This is a genomic window from Streptomyces sp. NPDC004752 (assembly GCF_053601275.1).
The window spans coordinates 82703-96983 of the sequence record NZ_JBSGBN010000018.1; the positions used below are offsets into that span (position 1 = coordinate 82703).

Annotated in this window: 13 protein-coding genes; 9 read left to right on the forward strand and 4 right to left on the reverse strand. The window is 70.5% G+C overall.

Annotated features, from left to right (window positions below):
• The first annotated feature begins 5 nt into the window (after positions 1-5).
• From atpA to ACWEKM_RS10565, 5 genes are all read left to right on the forward strand, one after another.
• Positions 6-1598 (forward strand): F0F1 ATP synthase subunit alpha, encoded by a 1593-nt coding sequence (gene atpA / locus ACWEKM_RS10545; RefSeq protein ID WP_451620773.1) that lies wholly within the window; start codon positions 6-8, stop codon positions 1596-1598.
• Between the two features lie 21 nt (positions 1599-1619).
• A complete protein-coding gene (locus ACWEKM_RS10550; RefSeq protein ID WP_451620774.1) occupies positions 1620-2534 on the forward strand; it encodes a F0F1 ATP synthase subunit gamma in 915 nt (304 codons plus the stop codon).
• Positions 2534-3970, forward strand: coding sequence for a F0F1 ATP synthase subunit beta (gene atpD / locus ACWEKM_RS10555; protein ID WP_451620775.1), 1437 nt, complete (start codon positions 2534-2536; stop codon positions 3968-3970). The genes ACWEKM_RS10550 and atpD overlap by 1 nt, the downstream gene beginning before the upstream one ends.
• Before the next feature lie 138 nt (positions 3971-4108).
• The gene (locus ACWEKM_RS10560) at positions 4109-4483 is read left to right on the forward strand and encodes a F0F1 ATP synthase subunit epsilon (protein ID WP_121894295.1); all 375 of its coding nucleotides are present in this window, start codon (positions 4109-4111) and stop codon (positions 4481-4483) included.
• A gap of 159 nt (positions 4484-4642) precedes the next feature.
• Positions 4643-5089 (forward strand): DUF2550 domain-containing protein, encoded by a 447-nt coding sequence (locus ACWEKM_RS10565; protein ID WP_451620776.1) that lies wholly within the window; start codon positions 4643-4645, stop codon positions 5087-5089.
• A 42-nt stretch (positions 5090-5131) separates the two neighbouring features.
• On the opposite strand, the gene ACWEKM_RS10570 is transcribed toward ACWEKM_RS10565, so the two are convergent.
• The 3 genes from ACWEKM_RS10570 to ACWEKM_RS10580 form a co-directional block, all read right to left on the reverse strand.
• Positions 5132-6952, reverse strand: coding sequence for a glycosyl hydrolase family 18 protein (locus ACWEKM_RS10570; RefSeq protein ID WP_451620777.1), 1821 nt, complete (start codon positions 6950-6952; stop codon positions 5132-5134).
• 164 nt (positions 6953-7116) lie between these two features.
• Complete coding sequence (locus tag ACWEKM_RS10575) at positions 7117-7758, reverse strand: response regulator (RefSeq protein WP_451620778.1); 642 nt, start codon at positions 7756-7758, stop codon at positions 7117-7119.
• Positions 7755-8924 (reverse strand): sensor histidine kinase, encoded by a 1170-nt coding sequence (locus ACWEKM_RS10580; RefSeq protein ID WP_451620779.1) that lies wholly within the window; start codon positions 8922-8924, stop codon positions 7755-7757. Before ACWEKM_RS10580 ends, ACWEKM_RS10575 begins: the two co-directional genes overlap by 4 nt.
• A gap of 152 nt (positions 8925-9076) precedes the next feature.
• Here ACWEKM_RS10580 and ACWEKM_RS10585 point away from each other — a divergent pair, with 152 nt between their 5' ends.
• Positions 9077-9640 carry a hypothetical protein gene (locus ACWEKM_RS10585; RefSeq protein WP_451620780.1) on the forward strand — a complete coding sequence of 188 codons (564 nt, stop codon included), beginning with the start codon at positions 9077-9079 and terminating at the stop codon, positions 9638-9640.
• A gap of 213 nt (positions 9641-9853) precedes the next feature.
• On the opposite strand, the gene ACWEKM_RS10590 is transcribed toward ACWEKM_RS10585, so the two are convergent.
• Complete coding sequence (locus ACWEKM_RS10590) at positions 9854-10441, reverse strand: cob(I)yrinic acid a,c-diamide adenosyltransferase (protein WP_451620781.1); 588 nt, start codon at positions 10439-10441, stop codon at positions 9854-9856.
• A gap of 253 nt (positions 10442-10694) precedes the next feature.
• Here ACWEKM_RS10590 and ACWEKM_RS10595 point away from each other — a divergent pair, with 253 nt between their 5' ends.
• From ACWEKM_RS10595 to ACWEKM_RS10605, 3 genes are all read left to right on the forward strand, one after another.
• Positions 10695-11543 carry a 3-hydroxyacyl-CoA dehydrogenase family protein gene (locus tag ACWEKM_RS10595; RefSeq protein WP_451620782.1) on the forward strand — a complete coding sequence of 283 codons (849 nt, stop codon included), beginning with the start codon at positions 10695-10697 and terminating at the stop codon, positions 11541-11543.
• Between the two features lie 180 nt (positions 11544-11723).
• The gene (locus ACWEKM_RS10600; RefSeq protein WP_451620783.1) at positions 11724-12047 is read left to right on the forward strand and encodes an STAS domain-containing protein; all 324 of its coding nucleotides are present in this window, start codon (positions 11724-11726) and stop codon (positions 12045-12047) included.
• Between the two features lie 320 nt (positions 12048-12367).
• On the forward strand, positions 12368-14281 hold a 1914-nt coding region (locus ACWEKM_RS10605; protein ID WP_451620784.1), incomplete at its 3' end, for an ATP-binding protein.

Consider the following 14281-nt stretch of genomic DNA (forward strand, 5'->3'; position numbering starts at 1 on the left):
CCCAGATGGCGGAGCTCACGATCCGGCCGGAGGAGATCCGGGACGCGCTGGAGAACTTCGTCCAGTCGTACAAGCCGGACGCGGCCTCGCGCGAGGAGGTCGGTACGGTCACCCTTGCCGGCGACGGTATCGCGAAGGTCGAGGGCCTGCCCTCGGCCATGGCCAACGAACTGCTGAAGTTCGAGGATGGCAACCTCGGCCTCGCGCTGAACCTGGAAGAGCGCGAGATCGGTGCCATCGTCCTCGGTGAGTTCAGCGGCATCGAGGAGGGTCAGCCGGTGCAGCGCACCGGTGAGGTGCTCTCCGTGGCAGTCGGCGAGGGCTACCTCGGCCGTGTCGTCGACCCGCTCGGCAACCCGATCGACGGTCTCGGCGAGATCGAGACGTCCGGCCGCCGCGCCCTTGAGCTGCAGGCCCCCACGGTCATGCAGCGCAAGTCGGTGCACGAGCCGATGGAGACGGGCTACAAGGCCGTCGACGCGATGACCCCCGTCGGCCGTGGTCAGCGTCAGCTGATCATCGGTGACCGCCAGACCGGCAAGACCGCCTTGGCCGTCGACACCATCATCAACCAGCGCGACAACTGGCGCTCGGGCGACCCGAAGAAGCAGGTCCGCTGCATCTACGTCGCCATCGGCCAGAAGGGCTCGACCATCGCGTCGGTCCGCCGCGCGCTGGAGGAGAACGGCGCACTGGAGTACACGACCATCGTCGCCGCCCCGGCGTCCGACCCGGCCGGCTTCAAGTACCTGGCGCCCTACACCGGTTCGGCCATCGGCCAGCAGTGGATGTACGAGGGCAAGCACGTCCTCATCATCTTCGACGACCTCTCGAAGCAGGCCGACGCCTACCGCGCCGTGTCCCTGCTGCTGCGCCGCCCGCCGGGCCGTGAGGCATACCCGGGTGACGTCTTCTACCTGCACTCCCGCCTGCTGGAGCGCTGCGCCAAGCTCTCCGACGACATGGGCGCCGGCTCGATGACCGGTCTGCCGATCGTCGAGACCAAGGCCAACGACGTGTCGGCGTTCATCCCGACCAACGTCATCTCCATCACCGACGGCCAGTGCTTCCTGGAGTCGGACCTGTTCAACGCCGGTCAGCGCCCCGCGCTGAACGTCGGTATCTCCGTCTCCCGAGTCGGTGGTTCCGCGCAGCACAAGGCGATGAAGCAGGTTTCGGGTCGTCTCCGCGTCGACCTCGCCCAGTTCCGTGAGCTGGAGGCGTTCGCCGCGTTCGGTTCCGACCTGGACGCCGCCTCCAAGGCCCAGCTGGAGCGCGGTCAGCGCATGGTCGAGCTGCTCAAGCAGGACCAGTACCAGCCGATGGCCACCGAGGACCAGGTCGTCTCCGTCTGGGCCGGCACCACCGGCCGGATGGACGAGGTGCCGGTCGCCGACATCCGCCGCTTCGAGAAGGAGCTGCTGGAGTACCTGCACCGCAAGGAGCAGGGCCTCATGACCTCCATCAAGGAGGGCGGCAAGATGTCCGACGACACGCTGACGGCCGTGGCCGACGCGATCGCGGACTTCAAGAAGCAGTTCGAGACCTCCGACGGCAAGCTGCTCGGCGAGGACACTCCGGCCGCTGCCGCCAAGTGACGTAAGGAAGGGACCTGACTCATGGGAGCCCAGCTCCGGGTCTACAAGCGTCGCATCCGATCCGTCACCGCGACCAAGAAGATCACCAAGGCGATGGAGATGATCGCCGCCTCGCGCGTCGTCAAGGCGCAGCGCAAGGTGGTGGCCTCCACGCCGTACGCGCAGGAACTGACCCGCGCGGTCACGGCGGTCGGCACCGGTTCGAACACCAGGCACCCGCTCACCACGGAGGCCGAGCACCCGACCCGTGCCGCGGTCCTGCTCCTGACGAGCGACCGCGGGCTGGCCGGCGCCTTCAACTCCAACGCCATCAAGGCGGCGGAGCAGCTGACCGAGCGGCTGGAGCGCGAGGGCAAGCAGGTCGACACGTATGTCGTCGGCCGTCGCGGACTGGCCCACTACAACTTCCGTGAGCGCAAGGTCACGGAGTCGTGGACCGGCTTCACCGACGAGCCCGCGTACGCGGACGCCAAGAAGGTCGCGGCGCCCCTGATCGAGGCCATCGAGCAGGACACGGCGGACGGCGGCGTGGACGAACTCCACCTCGTCTACACCGAGTTCGTGTCGATGATGACGCAGACGGCGCTGGACGCCCGACTGCTGCCGCTGCGCCTCGACGAGGTGGCGGAGGAACGGCCCAAGGGCGAGATCCTTCCGCTGTACGACTTCGAGCCCTCGGCGGAGGACGTCCTCGACGCCCTGCTGCCGCGCTATGTGGAGAGCCGTATCTACAACGCGCTGCTCCAGTCGGCCGCTTCGAAGCACGCCGCCACGCGGCGCGCGATGAAGTCGGCCACCGACAACGCGGGCGAGCTGATCAACACGCTCTCCCGGCTTGCCAACGCGGCCCGCCAGGCCGAAATCACCCAGGAAATCAGCGAGATCGTCGGTGGCGCGAGCGCCCTGGCCGACGCGACCGCGGGGAGTGACCGCTAATGACCACCACTGTTGAGACCGCGACGGCTACGGGCCGCGTCGCCCGGGTCATCGGCCCGGTCGTCGACGTGGAGTTCCCCGTCGACGCGATGCCGGACATCTACAACGCCCTGCACGTGGACGTCGCCGACCCGGCGAACGAGGGCGAGAAGAAGACGCTGACCCTGGAGGTCGCCCAGCACCTGGGTGACGGCCTGGTCCGCACCATCTCCATGCAGCCCACCGACGGTCTGGTCCGCCAGGCCCCGGTGTCGGACACCGGCTCCGCCATCTCCGTCCCGGTCGGCGACTTCACCAAGGGCAAGGTGTTCAACACCCTCGGTGAGGTGCTGAACGTCGACGAGACCTACGACGGCGAGCGCTGGCCGATCCACCGCAAGGCCCCGAACTTCGACGAGCTCGAGTCCAAGACCGAGATGTTCGAGACGGGCGTCAAGGTCATCGACCTGCTCACCCCGTACGTCAAGGGCGGCAAGATCGGCCTGTTCGGCGGCGCCGGCGTCGGCAAGACGGTGCTCATCCAGGAGATGATCTACCGGGTCGCCAACAACCACGACGGTGTCTCCGTGTTCGCCGGTGTCGGCGAGCGCACCCGTGAGGGCAACGACCTCATCGAGGAGATGTCCGACTCGGGCGTCATCGACAAGACCGCCCTGGTCTTCGGTCAGATGGACGAGCCCCCGGGCACCCGTCTGCGCGTCGCGCTGGCCGGCCTCACCATGGCCGAGTACTTCCGTGACGTCCAGAAGCAGGACGTGCTGTTCTTCATCGACAACATCTTCCGCTTCACGCAGGCCGGTTCCGAGGTCTCCACCCTGCTCGGCCGGATGCCGTCAGCGGTGGGTTACCAGCCGAACCTGGCCGATGAGATGGGTCTCCTCCAGGAGCGCATCACCTCGACCCGCGGTCACTCGATCACCTCGATGCAGGCGATCTACGTCCCCGCCGACGACCTGACCGACCCGGCCCCGGCCACCACCTTCGCCCACCTCGACGCGACGACGGTGCTCTCCCGTCCGATCTCCGAGAAGGGCATCTACCCGGCCGTGGACCCGCTGGACTCCACGTCCCGGATCCTGGACCCGCGCTACATCTCGGCAGACCACTACGGCGCCGCGATGCGGGTGAAGACGATCCTGCAGAAGTACAAGGACCTCCAGGACATCATCGCGATCCTCGGTATCGACGAGCTCGGCGAGGAGGACAAGCTGGTCGTCCACCGGGCCCGCCGGGTGGAGCGCTTCCTGTCCCAGAACACCCACGTCGCCAAGCAGTTCACCGGCGTGGACGGCTCGGACGTGCCGCTCGACGAGTCGATCGCCGCGTTCAACGCGATCTGCGACGGTGAGTACGACCACTTCCCCGAGCAGGCGTTCTTCATGTGCGGTGGCCTGGAGGACCTCAAGGCCAACGCCAAGGAGCTGGGCGTCTCCTGAGCCCCGTGCTCGTCCGAGAGGGGCGCGGACCCATCCCTTCCGGGGGGTGTCCAGCCCCTCTCTCCACGCCCATGAGCGCCCATTAGAATTGACCCCACACCCGGCATCTGAGCCGGGTGGTGACCCGAGGAGCCACCCTTGGCTGCTGAGCTGCACGTCGAGCTGGTCGCCGCCGACCGTCAGGTCTGGTCCGGCGAGGCCACCCTGGTCGTCGCGCGCACCACCTCCGGCGACATCGGCGTCATGCCCGGTCACCAGCCGCTGCTCGGTGTGCTGGAGTCGGGCCCGGTGACCATCCGTACGAGTGACGGTGGAACGGTCGTCGCCGCGGTGCACGGCGGTTTCATCTCGTTCGCGGACGACAAGCTGTCGCTGCTGGCCGAGATCGCCGAACTGTCGGACGAGATCGACGTCCAGCGTGTGGAGCGGGAGCTGGAGCGCGCGAAGGCGGAGGGCGATGCCGCAGCCGAGCGGCGCGCCGACGTCCGTCTGCGTGCGGCGACGACGCGCTGACCGGCGACGCCTCCCAGTCCTCTAGGCTCTGGGGGAGCGTCGTGCGATGACGACACTCAGCCGCGGCCGGTACCGGAGCAATCCGGTACCGGCCGCGGCTGAGGCAGATGTGGGTGTTTTTTCCGTTCCGTTACCTAGGAGACGAGGAGGTCGGTGCCGATGGTCCTCGCTCTGACTGTGTGCGGAGTCGTGGTAGCGCTCGTGGTGGTGGGGCTGTTCCTGTTCGGTCTGCGCCGCCGACTCATCCAGCGCTCCGGGGGGACGTTCGACTGCTCGCTGCGCTGGGACGTGGCGGAGAAACCCGACACCAGCGGCAAGGGATGGAGTTACGGCGTCGCCCGTTACAACGGCGACCGCATCGAGTGGTACCGCGTCTTCTCCTATGCCTACCGCCCGCGTCGCGTCCTGGAGCGTTCCGCGATCGAGGTGGCCGGCCGGCGCGTCCCGGAGGGCGAGGAGGAACTGGCCCTGCTCTCCGATGCCGTCATCCTGGCCTGTGCCCATCGCGGCACCCGTCTCGAACTCGCCATGAGCGAGGACGCGCTGACCGGTTTCCTCGCGTGGCTGGAGGCGGCCCCGCCAGGACAACGGGTGAATGTGGCGTAGCCGCATTCACCCGTCGGGTGGTGAACCGTGTGGTGAACCGTCCTACGACAGGCCGCTGTTGACAGCGCTCACCAGCTCACCGTTGCCGGTGTCGCCGCTGAACTCCCAGATGAACGCGCCGCCAAGACCTTGGGACTTGGCCCACGCCATCTTGGTGCCGATGGTCGCCGGGGTGTCGTACGACCACCAGTTGCCGCCGCACTTCGCGTACGCGGTGCCCGCGATGGTGCCGGTGGCCGGGCAGGACGTCTTGAGCACCTTGTAGTCCTCGATGCCCTGCTCGTAGGTGCCCGCCGCCGCTCCGCCGGCCGTGCCGCCCGGGGCGTCCTGGGTGACGCCGGTCCAGCCGCGGCCGTAGAAGCCGATGCCGATGAGCAGCTTCTTCGCGGGTACACCCTGCGCCTTGTACCTGGCGATCGCGTCGGCGGTGGTGAAGCCGGCGGTCGGGATGCCGCTGTACGAGGTCAGCGGGGAGTGCGGGGCCGTCGGGCCCTGCGCCGCCCAGGCGCCGAAGAAGTCGTACGTCATCACGTTGTACCAGTCGACGTACTGCGCGGCGCCGGCGTAGTCGGTGGCGTCGATCTTGCCGCCGGAAGAGCCGTCGGCCGTGGTGGCGGCGGTGACCAGGTAGTCGGCGCCGAACTCGGCCCGCATCGCCGACATGAGTTTCCCGAAGGCGTCCCGGCCGCTGCTGTCGCAGCTCAGACCGCAGGCGTTCGGGTACTCCCAGTCGATGTCGATGCCGTCGAAGACATCGGCCCAGCGCGGGTCCTCGACCAGGTCGTGGCAGGACTTCGCGAAGGCCGCCGGGTTCTTGGCCGCCTCGGTGAAGCCGCCGGACCAGGTCCAGCCGCCGAAGGACCACAGCACCTTGAGGTTCGGGTACTTGGCCTTCAGCTGGCGCAGCTGGTTGAAGTTGCCGCGCAGCGGCTGGTCCCAGGTGTCGGCGGCACCGCTGACCGACTGGTCGGCGGTGAACGCCTTCTCGTAGTCGGCGAAGGAGTCGCCGATCGCGCACTTGCCGCCGGTGACGTTGCCGAAGGCGTAGTTGATGTGCGTGATCCTGGCCGCGGAGCCGGACGTCACCAGGTTCTTGACGTTGTAGTTGCGGCCGTAGATGCCCCACTCGGTGAAGTAGCCGAGCCTGACCTTGTCGCCGGGCGGGTCAGTGGTGCCGCCGCCGGTGGTGTGCACGGCGACCGCGGCGCTGACCGGGCCGGTCTGGTCGGCGGTGTCGCGGGCCCGGACGGTGTACGAGTAGTCGGTGCCCGCGGTCAGGCCGGTGTCCGTGTACGGGCCGGTCGTCACGGTGGCGACCTTGGTGCCGTCGCGCAGGACGTCGTAGTTCTTGATGCCCTTGTCGTCGGTGGCCGCAGGCCAGGACAGCTTCACCGAGGTGTCGGTGACGGCGGAGGCCGTCGGGGTGCCCGGCGCGGACGGCGGGTTGTCGCCCGGCACCGTGCTGCCGTCACAACGTCCGCCGTTGAGCTTGCAGTTGGCGGGAGAGCCGGAGCCCGCGCCGTTGAAGCCGAAGGAGACCGAGGCGCCCGGGGCGAGGGTGCCGTTGTAGGACTTGTTTTTGGCGGTCCAGTGGGTGCCCGAGGACGTGACGTCCGCGTCCCAGGGGGAGGTGACGGACGTACCGGAGGGGAAGTCCCACTCGACCGTCCAGGAGTTGATCGTCGTGGTGCCGGTGTTCTTGACGGTCCACTTGCCCTCGAAGCCGGTTCCCCAGTCCGCTGCCTTGGTGTAGGTGGCCGTGGCGGACTCGGCGGCCTGGGCGGGACCGGCTAGGCCGACCAGGCCGGCGAGGGGGAGCAACAAGGTCGCGAACCCTGCCGCGGCTCGGTGTCTGAAGCGCATCGCGCGCCTCCTCTTCTGGTTTTGGCCACCGGGGCGCCAGAGCCGGTGACCGGGGGGCCGGGCGTGACTGAGCCTTCACGCCCGCAGTGCCGCGAGAATAGAAAGGTCTGGACCATGGGTCAATAGGTCTGGACCACTACCGATGGGTTCGGCTGGATCGACGGCTAGATCCCCAACTCCCGCGCCAGCACCGCGGCTTGCACCCGGCTGCGCAGCTCCAGCTTCGCCAGCAGACGGCTGACGTGGGTCTTCACGGTCCCCTCGGCCATGTCGAGCCGCTCCGCGATCGCCGCGTTGGACAGCCCCTCGCCCAGACACGACAGGACCTCCCGTTCCCGTCGCGTCAGCGCGTCCAGCAACGCCGGATCGGCCGTCGTCTCCCGCACCGGCCGGGCAGCGAACTCGGCGATCAGCCGCCGGGTGACCGCCGGGGCGACCATCCCCTCCCCGCGCGCCACCGTGCGCACCGCCGTCAGCAGGTCCTTCGCCTCGGTGTTCTTCAGCAGAAACCCGGCGGCCCCGGCCCGCAGCGCCCCGAACACATACGCGTCGAGGTCGAAGGTGGTCAGCACGAGCACATCGGCGAGCCGCTCCCCGACGACCTCGCGGGTCGCCGACACCCCGTCCTTGCGGGGCATCTGAACGTCCATCAGCACCACGTCCGGCCGCAGTTCCCGGGCCAGCTCCACCGCCCGCTCGCCGTCCGCGGCCTCACCCACCACCTCGATGTCGGGCGCGCTGCGCAGGATCAGCACGAGCCCGGCGCGGACGGCGGACTGGTCCTCGGCGACCAGGACACGGATCATTCGGGATCTCCTTCGGTCACGGGGAGGGTGGCGCGCACGGTCCACACCGTGCCGTCGGGGCCGGCCCGGAAGTCGCCGCCCAGCAGCGCGGCTCGTTCCCGCATCCCGATCAGGCCGGCGCCGGAGCCGGGCGCCCGCGGGCCGTCCGGGCTGCCGTACGGGCTGCTCACCCGCACGTCCAGGACACCGCCTTGCTGGACGAGGCGGACGGTGATCCGGCCAGGACCCGCGTGCTTGAGCGCGTTGGTCAGGGACTCCTGCACGATCCGGTAGGCGGCCAGCTCCACGGGGGCGGGGACCCGCCGGTGGTCGGTGTCGAGCGTGACGTCGAGGCCGCCCGCGCGGGCGCCGTCGACCAGGGTGGTCAGACCGTCAAGGGTGGGGGTGGCGAACGGTTCGCCGTCGGTGTCGTCCCGCAGTATCCCGATCAGCCGCCGCATCTCGGCCAGCCCCTCGACGCTGTTCTCACGGATCACCCCGAGCGCCTCCCTGGAGGTGCCGGGGTCGTCGATCGACAGCGCCGCGGTGGAGTGGATGGCGATGGCCGACAGATGGTTGGCCACCAGATCGTGCAACTCGCGTGCCACCCGGGCCCGTTCGGCGGCGACGGCCTGGGTGCGGTCCTTCTCGGCGAGCAGCGCGGTCTGCTCCGCCCGCAGCCGCGCCGCCCCGGCCGCGTCCCGGTGGTTGCGCACCACCCAGCCGGTGGTGGCCGGCGCGAAGGCGACGACGCCGACCCCGACCCCGATGAGCATCCCCTGCGGATCGCGCCAGAGCGCGGCGGGCGCCACCCCGCCGAGCACCGTGAGCAGCCCGGTGATCCACAGGATGCGGCGGGCGGCGGCGGGCGTGCCGTACAGGACGGCCGCGTACACGAGGTCCGTGTAGAGCACGATCGTGGCCAGGCTGCCCCGGGTCAGCAGGTCCGCGACCACCGCGACCGTCCCGATCAGCAGGCCCAGCCGCGGCCGGATACGGCGCAGCAGTGCGCAGCCCGCCATCACGGCCAGCGGCACCAGGGGCGCCCCGTACCCGGACCACACGATCAGGTCGTCCGAGGCCGTCCGCGGGACGATGCCGACCGCCCACAGCAGCAGCCCGCCGCACAGCCCGCCCAGGGCGATGTGCAGGTCGTCGCGGTGCGGGCGGGGCAGGGTCGGGGCCATGCCCTTATCCAACACGGCCCGTGGGCGGCCCGCCTGCTCCCGGGGAAGGGTCCGCCACTGCATCGTTCGATGTACCGCGAGTTCATCGCCGGCGATGACGAAACCGGCGGTCCGGCACGGGAGCCTGGAAGGGTGACCGAAGGGAGTGAACCGTGATCGTCTGGTTGATCATCGCCTGTGAGGTGGCGTTCTGGGTGCTGCTGGCGGGCGGACTGGCCTTCCGCTATCTGCTGCGGATGCCGCGCACCGGTCTGGCGCTGCTGCTGTGCGAGCCGCTGCTGGAGGTCGTGCTGTTCGCCGTCACGGCGATCGACCTCAAGAACGGCGCGGAACCGGACTGGCGGCACGGTCTCGCGGCCGTCTACATCGGCTTCACGGTGGGCCTCGGGCACGCCACGATCAAGTGGGCCGACGCCCGGGTCGCCCATCGCTTCGCCGGCGGGCCGCCGCCGGTGAAACCGCCGAAGTACGGCATGGCCCGCGCCGTTCACGAGTGGCGGACCGCGGGCCGCTGGACCCTCGCCTCCGTCGTCGCCATCGCGCTGTTGCAGGCCGCGGTCTGGTACGTCGGCGCCGACGGCGAGATCGAATCACTGCGGACATGGCAGCTGAGGATGGTGGGGCTGATCGGGATCAATGTGGTGATCGCCGCCAGCTACACCGTGTTCCCCAAGCGGGCACCCGCCGAGCACCGGGAATCGGCCAAGCTGCCCTGAGCACGCCCGCGCCCTTCCGTGGCGCCGCCGGACCGCACCGGACGCGCGGCGTCCCCCATCTCACAGGGCAATGCACCTCTTATGGCCAGTAGGCAGGTCCGGTGAAGTCCGCTGCGGCTCGACGGCGCCTGAAGGGGCGCGGGGAACTGCGCGACCAGCCACCATGGTGCCGCAGACGACCGACGGCACATCGCGGCATTCCCGGCGGAGCGTTCAGCGCTCCCCGCCAGGTACCCACAGCACGTCGCCGGACTCCTTGTTCGCCGTGCGGGCCAGGATGAACAGCAGGTCGGACAGCCGGTTGAGGTAGGTCGCGGTGAGCGGGTTCATGATGTCGCCGTGCGCCTGAAGGGCCGCCCAGGTCGAGCGCTCGGCGCGGCGGACCACCGTGCAGGCGTGGTGGAGCAGGGCGGCGCCCGGAGTGCCGCCCGGCAGGATGAAGGAGCGCAGCTTCGTCAGCCGCTCGTTGAAGCGGTCGCAGTCGGCCTCCAGCCGGTCGATGTAGAACTGCTCGATACGCAGCGCCGAAACCGTGTTCTTGGTTGCCGCAGGGTCCTCCGCCACCGGGGTCGACAGGTCCGCGCCCACGTCGAACAGGTCGTTCTGCACCCGGGTGAGGACCTCGACGACCTCCGCGTCGAGACCGCCCAGCGCGAGCGCCGTGCCCAGCACCGCGTTCGCCTCGTTGGCATCGGCGTACGCGGCGATCCGCAGGTCGGTCTTGGCGACCCGGCTCATGTCACCGAGGTTCGTGGTGCCCTGGTCGCCGGTTCTGGTGTAGATACGCGTCAGATTGACCATGTGGCCAATCTAGACGCTGCGTCCACGCGCGCCGAGGCCATGGTCGGCAGACCGCAGGCGTGGACCGACAGGCCGCAGGCGTGGACCGGGGAGCGGCGTGTGTGATCGGTGCCGGGACCCTTGACCGTGCGGAAGATCGCCAGTCGCCGACTGTGAGGAGGATCGCCAGTCGCGGGTCACACACCCCCGTACGAGCACTGCTAGTGTCCGCCGCAGGGGCAGACCACCTCAACAGCGCGTAAGGGGAGTCGGAGTGGCACGGAAGCTCGCCGTCATCGGGGCCGGCCTCATGGGGTCCGGCATCGCCCAGGTCTCCGCGCAGGCGGGCTGGGACGTGGTCCTGCGTGACGTCACCGACGAGGCGCTGCGCCGTGGCACCGACGCGATCAGGGCCTCGTACGACAAGTTCGTGGGCAAGGGGAAGATGGAGACGCACGACGCCGACGCCGCGCTCGCCCGCATCACCGCCACCACCGACCTGGACGCCGTGGCCGACGCCGACATCGTCATCGAGGCCGTCTTCGAGAAGCTGGAGGTCAAGCACGAGATCTTCCGCGCGCTCGACAAGCTGGTGCGCCCGGACGCCGTGCTCGCCTCCAACACCTCGGCCATCCCCATCACAAAGATCGCGGCGGTCACCGGGCGCCCGGAGCGGGTCGTCGGCGTGCACTTCTTCTCGCCGGTGCCGATGATGCAGCTGGTCGAACTCGTCCGCGGCTACAAGACCAGCGACGAAACCCTCGCCACCGTGCGGGAGTTCGCCGAGTCCGTGGGCAAGACCTGCATCGTCGTCAACCGGGACGTGGCCGGCTTTGTCACCACCCGGCTGATCTCGGCGCTCGTCGTCGAGGCAGCCAAGCTGTACGAGTCGGGTGTCGCCACCGCCGAGGACATCGACCTGGCCTGCAAGTTGGGCTTCGGTCACGCCATGGGCCCGCTCGCCACGGCGGACCTCACCGGGGTCGACATCCTGCTGCACGCCACCAGCAACATCTACACCGAGTCGCAGGACGAGAAGTTCGCGCCGCCGGAGCTGATGCGCCGGATGGTTGACGCCGGTGACATCGGACGCAAGAGCGGGCAGGGCTTCTACACCTACTGACCTCGGGCTGACGCCCGACCAGACAGCAGCGCCGAGACCGCACAGGCCCCAGGGGTGTCACTCCCAGGGGTGAATTCGGTATCGGATCCCTCACAGACGGCAACCTGGTTGTCGCTGAAGCAGTCAGACGGTGCACAGCACCGTCACGGAGTACGCCGCCGCACTCACGGGGAGCGCATTATGCACATCAGGGGCGACCACGCCGGGCTGGTCGTCGGGGGCCGCCTCGACGTCCGCAGCGCGGCGGACGCCCGTACGGTCCTGCACTCGGCCGTCGACGGCGGAGTCGGCGACCTGGTGCTCGACCTGTCCGAACTCGACTCCTGGGACGCCACCGGACTCGGTGTGATCATGGGGGCGCACCGGCGGGCCGGCCGCTGCGGCCGGCGCCTGGTGCTGCGCGACGTACCGCCCCAGATGCAGCGCCTGCTCGTCGCCACCCGGCTGCACCGGATCCTGGCCATCGAGGGGGGCATCGGGGTCGAGTCCCTGCCCCGGGTGTGACGCCGCGATCGAGTGTGACGCCTGGATCGGGTATGACGCCGCGATCGGATGTGAACCGGGCGATGGGGAGCCCCGGGTGATGGGGGAGACCGGGCGCGGACCGGGGAACCGCACGTCGGGCGCAATCCTCACGAGACCGTGATGTCTCGGGCCGACCGGTACCCCGGCCTGTCGTGGATACTGTGCGAAGGTTTAAGGTTCGGTCGCCCGCTGCCATGCGACCCTCAAGCGGGCCCGGACCAGAAGCGACAGCGCGGTGTGCAGCAGGCCGGGAGGGGCCGGACGCGGGCACACGACGCTTTTGGGGGGCTTGAGAACCCATGGACCCGATCAACCCGGGACCCGAGGACCACGGCCAGGACGGTGCGGGCACCGCCCGGTCGAGCGAGGTCGGGACCGGGGGAAGCCATCCGCCGCGCCCGCGCCAGCCCCGGGAATCCCTCACCTCGGACTTCGGCCAGAGCACACCCACACCCGCCCGCACGGCGCAGCTCGTCTCCGGCGACTTCCTGCTCACGATCAATCCCGTCGACGGCAGCGAGATAGTGCCCTGCCCGCCGGGGCAGCGGCCCGGCAGGCCCGTGAAGTTCACCGCGGCCCAGCGGGCCGAGACCGAGCGCGCCGCACGGCCACCCGTGCCGCCGGGACCGGCCGGGCCCACGCTGCCGCTGCTGGAACGCCAGGACGAGCGCGAGCGCCTGGTCCGGCTGCTCGCCCGCGGCCGCTCGGTGCGTCTCACCGGGCCCTCCGGGTCCGGCCGCACCGCCCTGCTCGACCTCGTCGCCGAGGACTGCGCGGACCTCGCCCCCGACGGCACGGTCCGGCTGAGCGGCTTCCACCGCACGGCGGGCGAGCTGCTGTACGACCTCTTCCACGCCGTGTACGACGCGCCCCGGCACCGGCCCGCGCGGGCGGAACTGCTCGGTCTGGTCGGGGAGATCGGCGCCATCGTCGTCGTCGACGACATCGAGTTCGGCGGTGTCGGCCTCGACGAGCTGATCGAGGCCACCCCAGAGTGTGCCTTCCTGATCGGCGCCACCCCCGATGTGCCCGCGCCGTCCGCCGACTCCGCCGTCGAGGAGGTCTTCCTCGGCGGCCTCGACCGCGCCGGGGGCGTCGACCTGCTGGAGCGGGCCGTCGGCCGCGTCCTCACCGAGGAGGAGGCCAACTGGGCGGGCGACCTCTGGTTCGAGTCCGAGGGACTGCCGCTGCGCTTCGTCCAGGCCGGCGCCCTGCTGCGGCAGCGCGACCGGCTGCGGGCCGACCCGGGCGCCGTGGCGGAGTTCGGGGTCTTCGAGGACGTACGGCCCGCTTCCCTGCTCCCGGCGTTGCCCGAACCGGGCGGCCCCGCCGCGTCCTTCGGCATGGACACCACGGACACCACGGACACCTCGGATATCCCGAACACCTCGGACACCTCAGTCACCGCGGACACCGTGGACGCCGCGGAGGTGCCCCTGCCGTCGCTCGGCGAGGCCGCGGCGCCCGCGTCGCTGCTCGCCTCCTGGCTGAGCGCCTCGGCCCGCGCCACCCTGCGGCTCGCCGTCGCCCTCGGCGGCGAGGTGCCGCACCAGGCGCATCTGCCCGCCCTGGTCGGCGACACCCACGCGGACGCCGCGCTCGGTGAACTCATGAGCTGCGGGCTGGTCTCCCCGGTCGGCTCCCGCTACCGCCTCGCGGCGGGCGTGCAGGCGCAGTTGGAGGCCGCCGGATACGCCGACGACCTGGTCGCCGAGGCGCTGTCCGCCGCCCTGCACTACTCCTGGTGGGCCGGTCACCCCTCCGTCACGTCCGAGCGGGTGTGCGCCGAGGCCGACGCCGTGCTCGGCGCGCTGGCCGTCCTCGTGCCGGGGACCCAGCCGGCCGTCGAGGACGAGGAGAGCCCCGCCGTCGGGCTCGCCCGCTCGGCCGCGCCCGCCCTCGCCTCGGGGCTGCACTGGGGTGCCTGGGAGCGGGCGCTGCGGTCCGGCGCCGAGGCCGCCCGGCTCGCCGGTGACGTGGCCGAACAGGCATATTTCCACCACGAGTTGGGTGTCCTCGCGCTGTGCGGCGGGCAACTGGACCGGGCCCGCGCCGAACTGGAGGCATCCATCGGTCTGCGCGGCGCCCTCGCCGACAAGCGGGGCGCCGTGGCCGGCCGTCGCGCGCTCGCCCTGGTCGCCGACCGCGCGGGCGATGTGCCCGGGGCCGGAGCCACCGCGGGCGCGGAGGCGTCCGTCGGGCGCCACGGCGAG